General features: G+C 72.4%; 15 protein-coding genes. 5 read left to right on the plus strand and 10 right to left on the minus strand.

What is annotated here, in order from left to right; genetic code table 11:
• Window positions 1-115: 115 nt before the first annotated feature.
• The 4 genes from ACFUJR_RS25630 to ACFUJR_RS25645 all read right to left on the minus strand — a co-directional run bounded on the left by ACFUJR_RS25630 (window position 116) and on the right by ACFUJR_RS25645 (window position 3,600).
• The gene (locus ACFUJR_RS25630) at window positions 116-769 is read right to left on the minus strand and encodes a lactate utilization protein C (RefSeq protein WP_383167109.1); all 654 of its coding nucleotides are present in this window, start codon (window positions 767-769) and stop codon (window positions 116-118) included.
• Window positions 766-2,199, minus strand: coding sequence for a LutB/LldF family L-lactate oxidation iron-sulfur protein (locus ACFUJR_RS25635; protein WP_383167112.1), 1,434 nt, complete (start codon window positions 2,197-2,199; stop codon window positions 766-768). The genes ACFUJR_RS25630 and ACFUJR_RS25635 overlap by 4 nt, the downstream gene beginning before the upstream one ends.
• The gene (locus ACFUJR_RS25640) at window positions 2,196-2,951 is read right to left on the minus strand and encodes a (Fe-S)-binding protein (RefSeq protein WP_383167115.1); all 756 of its coding nucleotides are present in this window, start codon (window positions 2,949-2,951) and stop codon (window positions 2,196-2,198) included. Before ACFUJR_RS25640 ends, ACFUJR_RS25635 begins: the two co-directional genes overlap by 4 nt.
• 196 nt (window positions 2,952-3,147) lie before the next feature.
• Window positions 3,148-3,600, minus strand: coding sequence for a MarR family winged helix-turn-helix transcriptional regulator (locus ACFUJR_RS25645; protein WP_383167118.1), 453 nt, complete (start codon window positions 3,598-3,600; stop codon window positions 3,148-3,150).
• Window positions 3,601-3,713: 113 nt separating this feature from the next.
• Between ACFUJR_RS25645 and ACFUJR_RS25650 the strand changes: the two genes are divergently transcribed.
• The 4 genes from ACFUJR_RS25650 to ACFUJR_RS25665 are packed head-to-tail and all read left to right on the plus strand — an operon-like array spanning window position 3,714 to window position 7,648.
• Entirely contained in the window at window positions 3,714-4,685 is a 972-nt protein-coding gene (locus tag ACFUJR_RS25650) for an SDR family NAD(P)-dependent oxidoreductase (protein ID WP_383167120.1), read from the plus strand.
• Complete coding sequence (locus ACFUJR_RS25655; RefSeq protein ID WP_383167123.1) at window positions 4,682-5,587, plus strand: amidohydrolase family protein; 906 nt, start codon at window positions 4,682-4,684, stop codon at window positions 5,585-5,587. Before ACFUJR_RS25650 ends, ACFUJR_RS25655 begins: the two co-directional genes overlap by 4 nt.
• 13 nt (window positions 5,588-5,600) lie before the next feature.
• A complete protein-coding gene (locus tag ACFUJR_RS25660; RefSeq protein ID WP_383167126.1) occupies window positions 5,601-7,187 on the plus strand; it encodes a long-chain fatty acid--CoA ligase in 1,587 nt (528 codons plus the stop codon).
• On the plus strand, window positions 7,184-7,648 hold the full coding sequence (locus ACFUJR_RS25665; RefSeq protein ID WP_383167129.1) for a MaoC family dehydratase: 465 nt from the start codon (window positions 7,184-7,186) through the stop codon (window positions 7,646-7,648). The genes ACFUJR_RS25660 and ACFUJR_RS25665 overlap by 4 nt, the downstream gene beginning before the upstream one ends.
• A 130-nt stretch (window positions 7,649-7,778) precedes the next feature.
• Here ACFUJR_RS25665 and ACFUJR_RS25670 read toward each other — a convergent pair whose 3' ends face one another.
• The 6 genes from ACFUJR_RS25670 to ACFUJR_RS25695 all read right to left on the minus strand — a co-directional run bounded on the left by ACFUJR_RS25670 (window position 7,779) and on the right by ACFUJR_RS25695 (window position 14,876).
• Entirely contained in the window at window positions 7,779-8,576 is a 798-nt protein-coding gene (locus ACFUJR_RS25670; protein ID WP_383450747.1) for an ABC transporter ATP-binding protein, read from the minus strand.
• 8 nt (window positions 8,577-8,584) lie between these two features.
• Entirely contained in the window at window positions 8,585-9,601 is a 1,017-nt protein-coding gene (locus tag ACFUJR_RS25675; RefSeq protein ID WP_383167131.1) for an ABC transporter ATP-binding protein, read from the minus strand.
• 5 nt (window positions 9,602-9,606) lie between these two features.
• Entirely contained in the window at window positions 9,607-10,485 is an 879-nt protein-coding gene (locus ACFUJR_RS25680; protein WP_383167134.1) for an ABC transporter permease, read from the minus strand.
• The gene (locus ACFUJR_RS25685; protein WP_383167137.1) at window positions 10,482-11,435 is read right to left on the minus strand and encodes an ABC transporter permease; all 954 of its coding nucleotides are present in this window, start codon (window positions 11,433-11,435) and stop codon (window positions 10,482-10,484) included. Before ACFUJR_RS25685 ends, ACFUJR_RS25680 begins: the two co-directional genes overlap by 4 nt.
• Window positions 11,432-13,066 carry an ABC transporter substrate-binding protein gene (locus ACFUJR_RS25690; RefSeq protein ID WP_383167140.1) on the minus strand — a complete coding sequence of 545 codons (1,635 nt, stop codon included), beginning with the start codon at window positions 13,064-13,066 and terminating at the stop codon, window positions 11,432-11,434. Before ACFUJR_RS25690 ends, ACFUJR_RS25685 begins: the two co-directional genes overlap by 4 nt.
• Window positions 13,067-13,241: 175 nt before the next feature.
• Entirely contained in the window at window positions 13,242-14,876 is a 1,635-nt protein-coding gene (locus ACFUJR_RS25695; protein ID WP_383167143.1) for an amidohydrolase, read from the minus strand.
• Window positions 14,877-14,975: 99 nt separating this feature from the next.
• Here ACFUJR_RS25695 and ACFUJR_RS25700 point away from each other — a divergent pair, with 99 nt between their 5' ends.
• Window positions 14,976-15,671 (plus strand): TetR/AcrR family transcriptional regulator, encoded by a 696-nt coding sequence (locus tag ACFUJR_RS25700; protein ID WP_383167144.1) that lies wholly within the window; start codon window positions 14,976-14,978, stop codon window positions 15,669-15,671.
• Window positions 15,672-15,681 lie beyond the last annotated feature (10 nt).

The following is a 15,681-nucleotide window of genomic DNA, read 5'->3' on the forward strand; positions in this document are numbered from 1 at the left end:
CGCCGGACGCTCCCGCGCCGGACGCTCCCGCGCCGGACGCTCCCGCGCCGGACGCTCCCGCGCCGGACGCTCCCGCGCCGGACGCTCCCGCGCCGCGCGAGGCGGGGCCGGGCGGTCAGGCCGGGGGCTCGTCGACCAGGATCACGTCCAGTCGCCTCGGGCCGTGGACCCCCTCGACGCGGTCGAGTTCGATGTCGCTCGTCGCCGACGGGCCCGAGATCCAGGTCAGCGGGCGTGTGGGGTCCAGGCGTTCGAGTGCCGGCGGTACGGAGGCGACCACCTGCTCGGGAGTGCGCACGACGCAGATGTGGTGGTCGGGTACAAGGGTGACGCGGCGGCGGCCCTGGTCCGGCCCGGCGTCGAGGACGACGGTGCCGGTCTCCGCGACGGCGACGGCGCAGCCCGTCACGACGCTGTCGATCCCGTCGAGGTCGTACGGCGTGAGTTCGGCCCGCTCGTCCACGACGGCCGCGTCCGTACGGCTCAGAAGGGCGCGGGGCAGCCCCGCAGGGGCCAGGACCCGGCGCGCGCCCCGCTCGGCCAACAGGCGTCCGATCAGCTCGGGGAGCGCCTCGGGGCGGCAGCGGTGGACGACGGCCCGGTAGTCCGCCAGGTTCTCGGCCAGCAGGGCGACGGTCTCCTCGGCGTCCCGATGCCCGTGCTCACGGGCGTAGTTCCTGTCGACGGCCCGGTCGTAGGGCGCGTCGGAGGCGGGTACGTCGGTCAGGGCCGCGCGGATCCGGCGCAGGATCAGCTCTCTGCCGCTCACTCGGACCCCTCCTTCCGCTCGTGCTCACGCTTCCACCAGTCGCGGAAGCCTTCCGCCGGGACCTCGGGGAGATCGCGGCTGTCCGTCCACGCCCGTCCGGGACCGGGCAGGCGGGAGGGGTGGAGCCTCCGGGTGAGGGAGGCCAGGCGCTGCCCGGCCGCGTAGACGCCCGGCCGGCTGAACGCCCATGTGGCCGCACCCATCGCGGCCTTCTCCAGACGGTGACCCTCGCCCTCGGCGACCTTCTCACGGAGGTGGACGAGGACTTCGGGGATGTCGATGGCGACCGGGCACACCTCGTAACAGGCCCCGCAGAGGGAGGAGGCGTACGGCAGCGAGGCGTCGATCTCGCTCGCGGTGCCCCGGAGCTGAGGGCTCAGGATCGCCCCGATGGGGCCCGGATAGACGGAGCCGTAGGCATGTCCGCCGGCCCTCTCGTAGACGGGGCAGACGTTCAGGCAGGCCGAGCAGCGGATGCAGCGCAGGGCCTGGCGGCCGACCTCGTCCGCAAGGGTGTCGGTACGGCCGTTGTCGAGCAGGACGAGATGGAAGGTCCGCGGTCCGTCACCCTCCGTCGTGCCGGTCCACATGGAGGTGTACGGATTCATGCGCTCGGCCGTCGAGGAGCGCGGGAGGGTCTGCAGGAAGACCTCCAGGTCCCGCCAGGTCGGCACGACCTTCTCGATGCCGACGACGGAGATCAGGGTCTCGGGCAGTGTCAGGCACATACGCCCGTTGCCCTCGGACTCGACCACGACCAGCGTGCCGGTCTCGGCGACCATGAAGTTCGCGCCCGAGATCCCGACCTTGGCGCGAAGGAACTTCTCGCGGAGGTGGAGCCGGGCGGCCTCGGCCAGCTCGGCGGGGCTGTCGGTCAGGTTCTCGGGCGCCGGACGGCCCCAACGGCGCATCTCGGACAGGAAGATGTCCCGGATCTCACCCCGGTTGCGGTGGATGGCGGGTACGAGGATGTGCGAGGGACGGTCGTGGCCGAGCTGCACGATCAGTTCGGCGAGGTCGGTCTCGTACGCGGCGATGCCTTCGGCTTCCAGTGCCTCGTTGAGCCCGATCTCCTGCGTCGCCATCGACTTGACCTTGACGACCTCCCTCTCACCCGTGGCCCGCACCAGACCCGTCACGATCCGGTTCGCCTCGGCCGCGTCCGCGGCCCAGTGGACGGTGCCCCCGGCCCGTACCACCGCCTCCTCCAGCTGGAGCAGATAGCGGTCGAGATGGCGCAGCGTGTGGTCCTTGATCCGCTTTCCGGCCTCGCGCAGCTCGGCCCAGTCGTCCAGCTCGGCGACCGCCTTGGCCCGCTTGTCCCGGATCGTGTGGGTGGCGTGCCGCAGGTTCGCCCGCAGAGTGGTGTTCCGCACCGCCTCGCGCGCGGCCTCCGGGAAGGCCGGCATGCCCAGAAACGTACCGCTCACGCCGTCGGCTCCTCTTCCGTGCTCGCCAGGATCTCGGCGATGTGGACGGGCCTGACGCCGACCCGGAGCCGGCTCATGGTGCCGCCGAGGTGCATCAGACACGAGTTGTCCGCCGCGCACAGGACGTCGGCCCCGGTCGAGACGGCGTTGCGGACCTTGTCGGTGCCCATGGCCGCCGAGACGTCGGGGTTCTTCACGGCGAAGGTGCCACCGAAGCCGCAGCACTCCTCGGCGCCCGGCAGCCCCACCAGCTCAAGGCCCTTGACCGCCGACAGCAGACGGTACGGCCGGTCCGCCAGGCCGAGGCCGCGCAGACCGTGACAGGTGGGGTGGTAGGTGACCCTGTGCGGGTAGGAGGCACCGACGTCCGTCACGCCGAGGACATCGACCAGGAACTCGGTCAGCTCGTACGTCTTCGGCACGATGGGTGCCACGGCCAGGGCGAGCCCGTCGCCTCGGCCCTCCGCCCGGGCCCGCTCGCCCATGCGCGGATACAGCTCGCGGACCATGGCGCCGCACGACCCCGAGGGCGTGACGATCGCGTCGTACCCGCCGAATACCTCGGCGAAGCGACGGGCGAGCGGCTCGGCGTGCCGCCGGTAGCCGGTGTTGTACTGGGGCTGCCCGCAACAGGTCTGCCCCGTCGGGAAGTCGACGTCGACGCCCAGCCGGGTCAGCAGCCGCACGACGGCGCGGCCCGTGTCCGGATAGAGCGTGTCGTTGACGCAGGTCAGGAAGAGAGCGACACGCATCGCGGCTCCTTCGCGGATCGGGGGCGGTGGATCGGGAGGCGGGGGGCGAGGTCCGGGAGATCGATTCGTTCCCCGAACGTAGCCTCCGCCCCCGCCCGCCGGCGACCCGCCCCGCCCGCCGGCGACCCGCCCCGCCCGCCGCCCCGCCCCGCGCTCCCGAGGCGCGGGGCGCCACGGCGTTCCGCCGGTCCGGCCGTCAGGCCTCACCCGCGACGCGCAGCAGCAAGGTGTGCAGGGCCGTACGTTCGTCGTCGGTGAGCGGGGCGGTCAGCTCGTCGGTGACTCCGCGGCTGGTCCGGTCGGTGTCCCGGAGGAAGCCTCCTCCGTCGCCGGTGAGGACGACGATCCGGCTCCGGCGGTCGCCGGGGGCCGGGCGCCGCTCCACGAAACCGAGCCGCTCCAGGTCGTCGACGAGGCTGACGATCGCGCTCGGGTCGTAGCCGAGGCTCGTGCTCAACTCCCTCTGCAGGGCGCCCTCCACGGTGGAGAGATAGCGCAGTACCGCGTAGTGGCGCAGCCGTACCCCGGACTCCTGGAGTGCCGCGTTGAAGAGCTGTCCCGAGCGCAGCCCCAGCCGGTAGAGCAGGTAGCCGGTGTCGGAGTGGAGCGAACGCATCCACGGTTCGTCGGAGTCCATCGCCAGGTTCATGCCTCCAGGATGCGCCATCCCCGACGGTTACGACAACTATTGACGTCGACAATTATTGGTCTTAGCTTCCCATCAGTCGTCCATCACCCGCACCTCCTGTCGAAGGGCCACCTGTGTCTGCTCCCGCCTCACCTGTCTCTCCACTTCCTTCCCGGGCTGTCGATCTGTGCGGGAAGGTCGCCGTGGTCACCGGCTCCGGGCGCGGTCTCGGCCTCGCCTACGCCACCGCGCTGGCCCGCGCCGGAGCGCACGTCGTCGTGAACGACCTCGACGCCCAGGCCGCCGAACAGGCCGCCGAGACCGTACGGAAGGCGGGCGGCGGTGACGCGGTCGCCGAGGCCGTCGCCGTCGGCACCGCCGAGGCCGCCCAGCGTCTCGTCGACCGGGCCGTCGCCGCGTTCGGCCGGCTCGACATCATGGTCACCAACGCCGGCATCCTCCGCGACCGCGTGCTGTGGAAGATGACCGACGACGACTTCGACGCCGTCGTCACCACCCATCTCAAGGGCACCTTCACCTGCGCCCGCGCCGCCACCGTGCGGATGCGCGAGCAGGGCGAGGGCGGACGTCTCGTCCTCGTCGGTTCACCCGCCGGCCAGCGCGGCAACTTCGGCCAGACCAACTACGCCGCCGCGAAGGCCGGGATCGCCGCCATGGCCCGCACCTGGTCGATGGAGCTGGCGAAGGCGGGCATCACCGTCAACGCGATCGTGCCGGTCGCCGCCACCGCCATGACCGAGACGATTCCCGCCTTCGCGCCGCACGTCGAGGCCCTGCGTGAGCGGGGTGTGCCACTGCCCGGCTTCCTGCGCAAGGGCGAGGGCTTCGGCACTGCCGAGGACTGCGCCGCGCTCGTCCCCTTCCTCGCCTCGGACGCGGCCCGTGACATCACCGGCCAGTGCGTCGGCATCGGCGGTGACCGGCTGACGCTCTGGTCGCACCCGCAGGAGGTCGCCTCGGCCTACTCGGACGGCGGCTGGACCCCGGACGCGATCGCCACCGCGTGGCACACCTCCGTCGGATCGAACCCGCAGACCGTGGGCATCGCCGCTCCGCGTGTGCCGGCCGCCGAGGAGATCCGATGAGCACCCCCGCCGCCCCGCCGGAGCGAGGACCCCTCGACGTCGACGCCCTCGTCGCCATCGACGTGCACACCCACGCCGAGGTCTCCGCCCACGGGCACGCCTCCCTGGCCGACGAGCTGAACGACGCCTCGTCCGCGTACTTCAAGGTCGCGGGCGACCGCAAGCCGACCGTCCCGGAGATGGCGGCGTACTACCGCGAGCGGAACATGGCCGCGGTCGTCTTCACCGTGGACGCCGAGTCCGCGACCGGCACTCCGCCGGTTCCCAACGAGGAGATCGCCGAGGCCGCGGCCGCCAACGCCGACGTGCTGATCCCCTTCGCCTCCGTCGATCCGTTCCGCGGCAGGGCGGGTGTCCGCCAGGCCCGTCGGCTGGTCGAGGAGTACGGGGTCAAGGGCTTCAAGTTCCACCCGAGCATCCAGGGCTTCTTCCCCGACGACCGCTCCCTCACCTACGCGCTGTACGAGGTGCTGGAGGAGACCGGCACCATCGCCCTCTTCCACACCGGCCAGACCGGGATCGGCGCGGGCGTCCCCGGCGGCGGCGGGATCCGGCTGAAGTACTCCAACCCCCTCCACGTCGACGACGTCGCCGCCGACTTCCCCCATCTCAAGATCGTCCTGGCCCATCCCTCGTTCCCCTGGCAGGACGAGGCGCTGGCCGTCGCCACGCACAAGCCCGGCGTGTACATCGACCTGTCGGGCTGGTCCCCGAAGTACTTCCCGCCGCAGCTCGTGAACTACGCCAACACGCTGCTGAAGGACAAGGTCCTCTTCGGCTCCGACTACCCCGTCCTGACCCCGGACCGCTGGCTCGCCGACTTCGCCCGGCTGCCGATCAGGGACGAGGTCCGCCCCAAGATCCTCAAGGAGAACGCCGCCCGGCTGCTCGGGCTCGTCTGAAGGGTCGCCCCCCATGCGCGACAAGGGAACGAACGTGGGCCTCGGCTCCTGGCCCGCACGCCGGGCCCGCAAGACCCCGCACCGCACCGCCCTGATCCACCAGGGAACGTCCCTGACCTACGCCGGACTTCACGACCGCGTCGGCAGGCTCGCGGCCTCCCTGCGACAGCAGGGTGTCCGCCGCGGCGACCGGATCGCCTATCTCGGACCGAACCATCCGTCCTTCCTGGAGACGCTGTTCGCCGCCGCCCTGCTCGGCGCCGTCTTCGTCCCGCTCAACACCCGGCTCACACCGCCCGAGATCGACCACCAGCTCACCGACTCCGGCGCGCACACGCTGGTGCACGCGCCAGGACACGCGGGCCGGACCACGCTGCACCTCGTCCGCCGTCTCCAGGTCGGCGAGGAGTACGAGGAGGCCATCGCCTCCGCCACCGGCCACGCACCGCCCGACGAGCCGGTGTCCGAGGACGACGTCTGCATCATCATGTACACCTCGGGTACCACAGGCCGCGCCAAGGGCGCCATGCTGACCCACTCCAACCTCACCTGGAACGCGGTCAACGTCCTGGTCGACACCGATCTGCGTGCCGACGAACGGGCCCTCGTCACCGCCCCGTTGTTCCACACCGCCGGTCTCAACATGCTGGCCCTGCCCGTACTGCTCAAGGGCGGCACCTGTGTTCTGGTGGAGCGGTTCGACGCGGACGCCACCCTGGACCTGGTGGAACACCACGGCATCACCTCGATGTTCGGCGTCCCCACCATGTACGAGCTGATGGCCCGCTCGCCGCGCTGGGCGCACGCCGACCTGTCGTCGCTGCGCACCCTCAACTGCGGTGGCGCGCCCGTCCCCGGCCGGCTCATCGCCGCGTACCAGGAGCGTGGCCTTCGCTTCCAGCAGGGGTACGGACTGACCGAGGCCTCGCCCGGGGTGCTCTTCCTCGACGCGGAACACGTCGTCAGCAAGGCCGGCTCCGCGGGTGTCCCGCACTTCTTCACCGACGTCCGGATCGCCGGGCCGGACCGGAGCGACGCCCCGCAGGGCGAGACCGGCGAGGTACTCGTCCGCGGCCCGCACGTGATGTCCGGTTACTGGGGGCTGCCCGAGGCGAGCGCCGCCGCCTTCAGCGACGGCTGGCTGCGCACCGGGGACGCCGCCGCGGTCGACGCCGACGGCCATGTCACCATCAACGACCGCATCAAGGACATGATCATCTCCGGCGGCGAGAACATCTACCCGGCCGAGGTCGAGGACGCGCTGCTCGCCCATCCCGACGTCGCCGAGTGCGCCGTCATCGGCGTACCGGACGCGAAGTGGGGCGAGGTGCCCCGGGCGGTGCTCGTGGCGCGCCCCGGAGCCACGCTCGACGCGGGCGCCGTCCTCGCCGGGCTCGCCGGACGGCTGGCCGCGTACAAGATCCCCAAGACCGCCGTCGTGGTGGACGTCCTGCCCCGCACCGCCTCCGGGAAGCTCCGCAAGCCCGAACTCCGCCGTCTCCACGGCGGCTCCGCCCACGAGAACCACGAGAACCACCAGAACCACCAGAACCACGAGAACCACGAGAACCACCAGAACCACGAGGAGAACCCCGCATGACCACCACCGTGAACGGCATCGACGAACTGCGTGAGCTCGCCCTCCGGAACGACGGCGACCTCGGTACGAGCGACTGGCTGGAGATTCCCCAGCAGCGGATCGACACCTTCGCCGACGCCACCGACGACCACCAGTGGATCCACACCGACCCCGAGCGCGCCGCGGCGGGCCCCTTCGGTGCGCCGATCGCCCACGGCTGTCTGACGCTGTCGCTCTTCATCCCGCTGTTCACCGGACTGCTCGACGTCCAAGGCGTCACAACGAAGGTCAACTACGGCTTCGACAAGGTCCGTTTCCCGGCCCCGGTGCCCGTCGGCTCCCGCATCCGCCTCGCCGGCCGCCTCGCCTCGGTCGACGACGTCCCCGGGGGCGTGCAGATCGCCGTCGACGGCACGATCGAGATCGAGGGCGGCACGAAGCCCGCGGCGGCCCTGCGCTTCCTCTCCCGCTTCTACGTCTGACGCCCTCGCGCGGTCGAGGGCGGGAGGAGCCCGTTCCCCTCGCGCGCGGAAGACCGACGAGAACGCCTGTGGGCCACCCCGACCGGGGTGGCCCACAAGCGTTTCGGCGGTCGGCGGATGCCGCCGGGTGTCACACGCCGTCGTCCGGCGGGCGCCGGCCCGCCGAGGCCAGGGCGGCCGGGTTCCAGCCACGGCGGGGGACGGAGTCGAGCAGCAGACGGGTGTAGGGGTCGGCCGGTGCGTCCAGGAGGGCCGACGTGGTGCCCTTCTCCACCACACGGCCCTGCCTGAGGACCATCACCTCGTCCGTGATGTGCCGGACCACGGCCAGGTCGTGCGTCACGAAGAGGAAGCCGATGCCCGTCTCGCGCCGGATCCGGCTGAGGAGTTCGAGCACCTGCGCCTGGATCGACACGTCCAGCGCCGCCACCGCCTCGTCGAGGACGAGGAACCGCGGCTCGGCGGCCAGCGCGCGGGCGATCGCCACGCGCTGACGCTGAGCCGCCGCCTCCCGCTCGCCGAGGCCCACCTGGTCGAGGAGTTCGGCGACGCGGGCCCGCCGCGCCGCCGCGTCCGAGGGGACGTGGAGGCGCAACACCTCCTCCACGCAACGGCCCACCGGTACGCGCGGGTCGAGGGAGAGGTAGGGATCCTGGAAGACCATCTGGATCTCGCGGGCCCGCGCCAGGCGCTCGGCCCGGCCGCGGGCCGGCGCCGAGCGGTCCCGGTCACCGACCCGGACCGTGCCGCCGTCCGGTCGCTCCAGGCCGACCAGCATCCGCACGGTCGTCGTCTTGCCGCTGCCCGACTCGCCGACGATGCCGAGCGAGGCACCCGGCGCGAGGGTGAACGACACGTCGTCCACGGCCATGTGGTCCCCGTACCGCTTGCGCAGTCCTTCGACCACGAGCTCCTCCGGGTCGTTCATGGTTCCGTTCACCGTGTGATCCCTTCGTCGGCGCGGTGGCAGGCGGCCAGGCCGTCGCCGTGGCGCGCCAGTACGGGTGTCTCCTGCGTGCACCGCGCCTGCGCGTGGACGCAGCGCGCCGCGAAGGCGCACCCCGGCGGGGCCTCGGCGAGCGAGACGGGCCGACCGGGGATGGGGCGTGGAGCGGAGGCGCCGGCCTCGATCCGGGGCGTGCAGGCCAGCAGTCCCGCCGTGTACGGGTGGAGCGGCCGGTCGAACAGCGCGTCGGTGTCCGCCGTCTCGACGATCCGGCCCGCGTACATCACGTAGACGCGGTCGCAGATCGCCGACGCCAGCTCCAGGTCGTGGGTGACGAAGAGCAGTCCGGTGCCGCGTTGGGCCTGGAGCCGGGTGAGGATCGCGATGATCTCGGCCTGCGTCGTGACGTCGAGCGCCGTGGTCGGCTCGTCGGCCACCAGCAGCTCCGGCTCGCCCGCCAGGGCCGCGGCGATCACCACCCGTTGCAGCATCCCGCCGGAGAACTGGTGCGGATGGCGGCGCAGCGCGCCTCGCGGATCACGGATGCCGACGGCGTCGAGCAGCTCCTCCGCCCGCGCGAGCGCCGTCGCCGCGGGGGTCCCGGCGGCCCGCAGGCCCTCGGTGAGGAAGTCGCCGATCCGGCGCAGCGGGTTCACGGAGGCGCGGGGGTCCTGGTAGATCATGGCGACCCGCCGGGCGCGCAGCCGGGTCAGCTCCGCGCGGTCCATCGTCAGGACGTCGCTGCCGCCCACCCGTACGGCACCGCTCGTCCGCGCCTTGGCCGGCAGGAGCCCGAGCACGCTGCGGCACGCGACCGACTTGCCCGAACCGGACTCGCCGACCAGGCCGACGGTCTCGCCGGCGGCGACCCGGAGGGTGACGCCGTCGAGGAGCGGCCTGGCCGCCTGTCCGTCCGGCAGCCGGACCCCCAGGCCGTCGATCTCCAGCACGGGAGGCCGTCGCGTGTCCTTGAGGCCGACGGGATCCACGTTGTTCACGGTGTTCATGAGGTTCATCTCTCCCGCTTCGCGATCCGGTCGGCGAGGCCCTCGCCGACGATGCCGAACGCCACCACGGCCAGGACCACGCAGAACGACGGCGCGAGTGCGGGCAGCATCGCCCCCTGCTGGAGGGCCGCCTGGCCTTCGTTGATCATGGAGCCCCAGTCCGCCGTGGGCGGCTGCACACCGAAGCCGAGGAACGACAGCGCGGCGAGGTCCATCAGGGCGTACCCGAAGTTCATCGCGGACTGCGCGAACACCGTCGGGGCGATGTTGGGCAGCAGATGCCGCAGACAGATCGTCCAGCCCGACCAGCCCTGCACGCGGTACGACTCGATGTACGGCCGGGCCTTCTCCTGCCGGGCGATCCCCCGCACGAGCCGCCCCACGTACGGCGTGTACGCCACCGCCATGGCGATCACCGGCGCGGTCATGCCCGAACCGAGGACGGCCACGAGGAGGATCGCGAACAGCAGTCCGGGAATCGCGAAGGCCAGGTCCATCGACCGGGACAGCAGCACGTCCGCCCAGCCGCCGCGCCAGGCGGCGACCAGTCCGACGAGGGTGCCCAGGAGCGTCGAGACGCCGACCACGAGCAGCGGGCCGAGCAGCCCCGTCCGCGCGCCGTGCAGCAGTCGCGACAGGATGTCCCGGCCCGACTGGTCGGTGCCGAGGAGATGGTCGCCACCGGTGCCCACCAGGCTCGCCGACAGATCGAGCGCCTCCGGGTGGTACGGCGCGAGTACGGGCGCGAGGGCCGCGACCAGGACGAGCCCGGCCAGCACCACGACGGCGGCCGCGAAGAGCGGCCCCTGACCGAGGACGCGCAGGGCGCCCAGACCCGGGCGGCGGCGCAGCGCCCCGGACGCGGGGGAGACGGTCATGGTCATCGGGATGCCTCCCCGTGGACGGACAGCCGGGGGTCGACCAGCGGAACGAGCAGGTCGACAACGAGATTGACGACGACGAACGCCGTCACGCTCAGCAGGGTGATGGCCTGGACGACGGCGAAGTCCTTGGCCGTCACCGACTGCACGAGCAGTGAACCGACGCCGGACACGTTGAACGCGGTCTCCACGATCGACGTACTGATCAGCAGACCGGCGAGCATCGTGCCGCCGACGGTCACGATCGGGCCCAGCGCGTTCCGGAGCACATGCCGGCGGACCACCGAGCCGCCCGCGACCCCGCGTGCCCGCGCCACCTCGACGTGCTCGCGCCCCATCTCGTCGAGCATCGCCGACCGGGTGACGCGGGCGAGCATCCCGGCGAAGGTGATCGCCAGCGCGAACGCCGGCAGGGTCAGGTGGTACACCCGGTCGGTGAAGCTCTCCGGAGTGCCACCGGGCCCGGGGAACCAGCCCAGTTGGACGGAGAAGAGCGAGACGAGCGCGATGGCGCTGACGAACGAGGGGGTCGCCGTCGCCACACCGGTGCCGAGCAGCACCGTCCGGTCCACAGGCCCGGGCCGCAGGGCCGCCAGGACGCCCGCGGACACCCCGAGGACGGCGACGAGCAGCGCCGCGTACCCCACGAGCACGGCCGTGCCCGGCAGGCGCGAGCCGATGAGCGGGCCGACGTCCTGGTGGAACTGCGCGGAGCGGCCGAAGTCGCCGTGCAGGACCCCGCCCAGCCACTTCGCGTACTGGACCGGAAGCGGATCGTCCAGGTGGTACTGGGCACGCAGCGCCGCCACCGCCTCCGGCGTCGCGGGGCGGCCGTGGAGCAGGAAGGACACCGGGTCGCCGGGTGCGAGATGCACGGCGGCGAAGACCAGGACCGACGTGACGAGCAGGACCGTCACCAGGCCGAGGAGCCGGCCCGCCAGATAGCGCGTCATGACTGTGCGGCCCCGATCGTCGCGGCCCAGGGGTAGTACAGCTGCGCGATCCCGGTGGGCGCGCCGGTGACCCCACTGCCCAGGAAGACCGTGTACGGGGCTTCGTACAGCGGGATGACGGGGAGCTCGCGCACGGCGATCTTCTGCAGTTCGGCCGTCAGGTCCGCCCGGCGGGCCGGGTCGGGCTCGGCGTTCGCCCGGTCGAAGGCCGCGTCGTACTGGGCGTTCGACCAGTTGCCGTAGTTCCCGACGTGGCCGGTGCTCAGGTACTGGTAGAACTCCAGCGGATCGGGCGTGTTGTCGTACCCGTTGGTGATGACCAGGTCCAGGCCCTTGCGCGCCTCGGGGTCGACGAAGATGCTGCTGTACGCCTCCGGGGCGACGGACTTCAGCCGGACGTCGAGCCCGATCTGCCGCCCCGCCGCCTGGACGGCGTTGGCCACGACGCTGATCTCCGGCGCGAGCGCACTGGTGACGAGCGTGATCTTCCGCCCGGTGGCACCTGCCTCCGCGACCAGCTTCTTCGCGGCGGCCACGTCGTACACCGGCTCGGGCAGGGCGTCGAAGTAGGCGTCGGTCCTCTCCGGCACGAGTGCCCACGCGCCGCGCGCGGTGGGCGCCTTGGCCGGGACGCCGATGCCGCCGGCCGCGGCCTTGACGATGTTCTCCCGGTCGAGGGCCATGGAGAGGGCCTGCCGGACCTTCAGATCGCCGAGCGGGCCCGTGAAGTCGAGGACGGAGAGGTCGGCGGCCGCCGTGTTGGGGCCGAAGTAGACCTTGCCCTTGGTGGTGGACCGCAGCTGGGCGAGCGAGGTGGCGGGCACCATGTAGCCTCCGTCGGCCGTGCCCGACAGGAAGGCGTTGGTGCGGGCGGCCGGGTCCTCGACGAACGTGAACGTGACCGTGTCGTTCTTCGGGGCCAGGGAGGTGTCCCAGTACCCCGGGTACTTCTTGAGCGTGACGCTCTCGCCCTGGGCCCAGCCGTCCAGGGCGTACGGGCCGGTGCAGTTGACCTTCCCCTTGGGGCCGCCGTAGTCCTTGCCTGCCTTCGCCAGGAAGGCGGCGCTCTCGACGGTGCCGGGGGACGCCGCCATCAGCTCGTTGAGCAGGACGTCGGGCCGGGAGAGCCGGATCGTCACCTCCAGCGGACCGCTGCTGGTGATGGAGGCGACGTTCCTGAACGCCGATCCCCAGGGCGACCCGGTCGCCGGGTCCATGTGGCGCTTGAGGGAGGCGACCACGTCGTCGGAGGTCATGGTCGTGCCGTCGTGGAACGTCACGCCCGGACGCAGGGTGTACACCCAGGTCTTCGGATCGGGGTTGGCGTACTTCACGGCGAGCCCCGGCTCGATCTTCAGGTCGGGGGTGACCCGCAGGAGCTGCTCGCACACGTTGGCGAGCACGGTGTTGGGCGGGTAGTCGTACGCGAGGGCGTAGTCGAGCGTGTACGGCTCGGCGTACAGCGACCAGGTGAGCGCGCCGATGGCGCCCTTCGCGGCGGGGGAGGTGGGGGTGACGGTGTAGGCGGCGCCGCCGCCGGATCCGGATCCGGTCGCGCCGGAACAGCCGGCGGTGGCGGCCGCGACGGCGGCGGTGCAGACGAGCAGTGCGGTGGCTCTGGAGATGCGCAAGGAGACCCACCCCTTACGGGTGTAGTGACGGGCGCTGGGGGATGGAGCGTGGTGCGGAGCACGGTGTGGTGCGGGGCCGCGGTGGAGCGGTGTGGGGGTGGTGCCGCGGAGTGGGGGGTGGGGCTGTGGGTGGGGGGAGGGTGCGTCGGGCTGTGTGGGCCGTGGCGGGGTGGCGTCAGGCCGTGTGGACCGGCGTGCCGCCGACGTACGTGCTCAGGACCCGCGCCTCGGCGATCTCCTCCGGCGGCGCGGTGAAGATGTCGCGGTCGAGGACCACCAGGTCGGCGAGCATGCCCGGGAGCAGCGTGCCGGTCTCGTCGAGCCCGTTCACATGCGCGGAACCGGCCGTGTACGCGGCGACGGCGGAGGCCAGGTCGAGGCGCTGCTCCGGCAGGAAGACCCGCTCGTCGGCCGTGCCGGGCTCCTTGCGGTTCACCGCGACATGGATGCCCGCGATCGGGTCGGGGCTGGAGACGGGCCAGTCGCTGCCCGCGGCCAGGGTGGCCCCGGCGCGCAGCAGGGAGCCGAACGGGTACTGCCAGGAGGTCCGTTCGGGTCCGAGGAAGGGGATCGTCAACTCGTCCATCTGCGGCTCGTGCGCGGCCCAGAGGGGCTGGATGTTGGCGATGGCCCCCAGGCGGGCGAACCGGCCCAGGTCGTCGGGGTGGACCACCTGCAGATGGGCGAGGTGGTGCCGGTTGCCGCGTCGGCCGTTGGCCTCGACCGCGGCCTCGACGGCGTCGAGGGCCTCCCGCACCGCGCGGTCGCCGAGCGCGTGGAAGTGCACCTGGAAGTCGAGGGCGTCAAGCCGGGTCACGTACGAGCGCAGCGCGACCGGGTCGACGAAGCTGAGCCCCGAGTTGGCGGTGGCGCAGCCGCACCCGTCGAGGTACGGAGTCGTCATCGCGGCCGTGAAGTTCTCCGCTACACCGTCCTGCATGATCTTGACCGAGCCGGCCCGGAACCGCCCGTACGTCAACTCCCTGCGACGGGTGACGAGGTCGTCGATCTGCTCCGCTCCCCGCTCGCGGTCCCACCACAGCGCCCCGGTGACCCGGGCGGTGAGGGTCCCGGCGCGGGCGGCCGCGAGATAGGCGCCGGAGGGATCGGGGTGGCCGCCGTACACCCCCAGCATCGCGTCCTGCCAGCCGGTGACGCCGAGCGAGTGGAGCAGCTTCTGGGCGCGCAGCAGCCCGGCGAGCCGGTCGGCGGCTGAACTCGGCGGAACGAGCCGGGAGACCAGCCCGGTGGCGCCCTCCTGCAGGGTGCCGCTCGGGGTGCCGTCGGGCTCGCGCTCGATCCGCCCGTCGGCGGGGTCGGGGGTGTCCCGGGTGAGGCCGGCGTGTTCGAGGGCGCGCGTGTTCGCCCAGGCGCCGTGGTGGTCGCGGTTGACGAGATAGACCGGCCGGTCGGGGACCACCGTGTCGAGCAGCTGCCGGGTGGGCAGGCCTCCCTCGAAGCTCTCCATCGACCAGCCGCCGCCGGTGATCCACGGCCGGTCCGGGTGGGCCTCGGCGAACTCCCGGATCCGGGTCAGGTAGTCCTCGACGCCGACCGTGCCGGTCAGATCGCACTCGGCCAGCTCCGTCCCGGCGAACACGGCGTGGACATGTGAGTCCTGGAAGCCGGGAAGAAGCAACTTCCCCCGCAGGTCGACGACCTCGGTGTCCGGCCCGATGAGCTCGCGCACCTCGTCATGGCCGACGGCGGTGACGCGCTCGCCGGTGACGGCGAGACTGCTCGCCCGGGTGCGGGCGGGATCGCCGGTGTGGACGGGGCCCTGGGTGAAGACCAGATCGGCCTTGTGCATCGGGGTGCTCCAGAACGGGAGAAGGAGGGGTGCCTGGTGAACGCACATGGAACTGGGCGAGCCGTTTACACGTCAATGGTGTTGTCATAAGGTGTCCGCATGGTCGAGCGAGTGGTCCCGGAAGGGCGGCGGCGGCGCCGCAGGCCCACGAAACAAGGCGCCGTCCTCTCGGAACGGCTGATCATCGAGACCGCGCTGCGGCTCGTCGGCGAGCACGGCGCGGACGCCCTGTCCGTCCGGCGGCTCGGCGCCGCCCTCGGGGCCGACCCCAGCTCCCTCTACCGCTACTTCCGCAACACCGACGACCTGCTGCTCGCCCTGGCCGACGAATTCGTCGGACGCGCGCAGGAGGGCTGGAGGGCGACCGGCGACTGGCGGGCGGACCTCCGCGACATGGGGCTGCGGATCCACGCCGTGTACCTCGCCAACCCGCAGGCGGCGCTGCTCGCCGCGCACCGGACGACGGGCCGCGCCCACGAGACGGCGGCGGTGGAGACGATCCTCGGCATCCTGCGCGGGGCCGGCTTCCCCGACACGACGGCCGTGCCGCTCTACCACGCCTTCGTCGACCAGGCCCTGGCCTTCGCGGCCCTGGACGCCGCCGCGCTCGCCCTGCCAGACCCGGCGCGCGTGGCGGACGAGGAGGTGTGGCGCGCCTCGTACGGAAGACTGCCGCCGGAGACCCATCCGAACATCGCGGCGACCTTCCCGCTGCTCGCCGCCGACATGCGCGACAGCGGCTACCCCTTCGCCCTGGACCTGATGCTGGACGCGGCGGCGGCCCGGCTGCCGTAGCCGAGGCCGC

Source organism: Streptomyces sp. NPDC057271, from assembly GCF_042668715.1.
GTDB lineage: Bacteria > Actinomycetota > Actinomycetes > Streptomycetales > Streptomycetaceae > Streptomyces.

Bases quoted from the DNA above. Each gene is read 5' to 3' on its own strand.
- ACFUJR_RS25640 (WP_383167115.1), bottom strand. From the start codon at position 2,951: ATGCGTGTCGCTCTCTTCCTGACCTGCGTCAACGACACGCTCTATCCG.
- ACFUJR_RS25645 (WP_383167118.1), bottom strand. From the start codon at position 3,600: ATGAACCTGGCGATGGACTCCGACGAACCGTGGATGCGTTCGCTCCAC.
- ACFUJR_RS25655 (WP_383167123.1), top strand. From the start codon at position 4,682: ATGAGCACCCCCGCCGCCCCGCCGGAGCGAGGACCCCTCGACGTCGAC.
- ACFUJR_RS25660 (WP_383167126.1), top strand. From the start codon at position 5,601: ATGCGCGACAAGGGAACGAACGTGGGCCTCGGCTCCTGGCCCGCACGC.
- ACFUJR_RS25665 (WP_383167129.1), top strand. From the start codon at position 7,184: ATGACCACCACCGTGAACGGCATCGACGAACTGCGTGAGCTCGCCCTC.
- ACFUJR_RS25670 (WP_383450747.1), bottom strand. From the start codon at position 8,576: ATGAACGACCCGGAGGAGCTCGTGGTCGAAGGACTGCGCAAGCGGTAC.
- ACFUJR_RS25675 (WP_383167131.1), bottom strand. From the start codon at position 9,601: ATGAACACCGTGAACAACGTGGATCCCGTCGGCCTCAAGGACACGCGA.
- ACFUJR_RS25680 (WP_383167134.1), bottom strand. From the start codon at position 10,485: ATGACCATGACCGTCTCCCCCGCGTCCGGGGCGCTGCGCCGCCGCCCG.
- ACFUJR_RS25685 (WP_383167137.1), bottom strand. From the start codon at position 11,435: ATGACGCGCTATCTGGCGGGCCGGCTCCTCGGCCTGGTGACGGTCCTG.
- ACFUJR_RS25695 (WP_383167143.1), bottom strand. From the start codon at position 14,876: ATGCACAAGGCCGATCTGGTCTTCACCCAGGGCCCCGTCCACACCGGC.
- ACFUJR_RS25700 (WP_383167144.1), top strand. From the start codon at position 14,976: ATGGTCGAGCGAGTGGTCCCGGAAGGGCGGCGGCGGCGCCGCAGGCCC.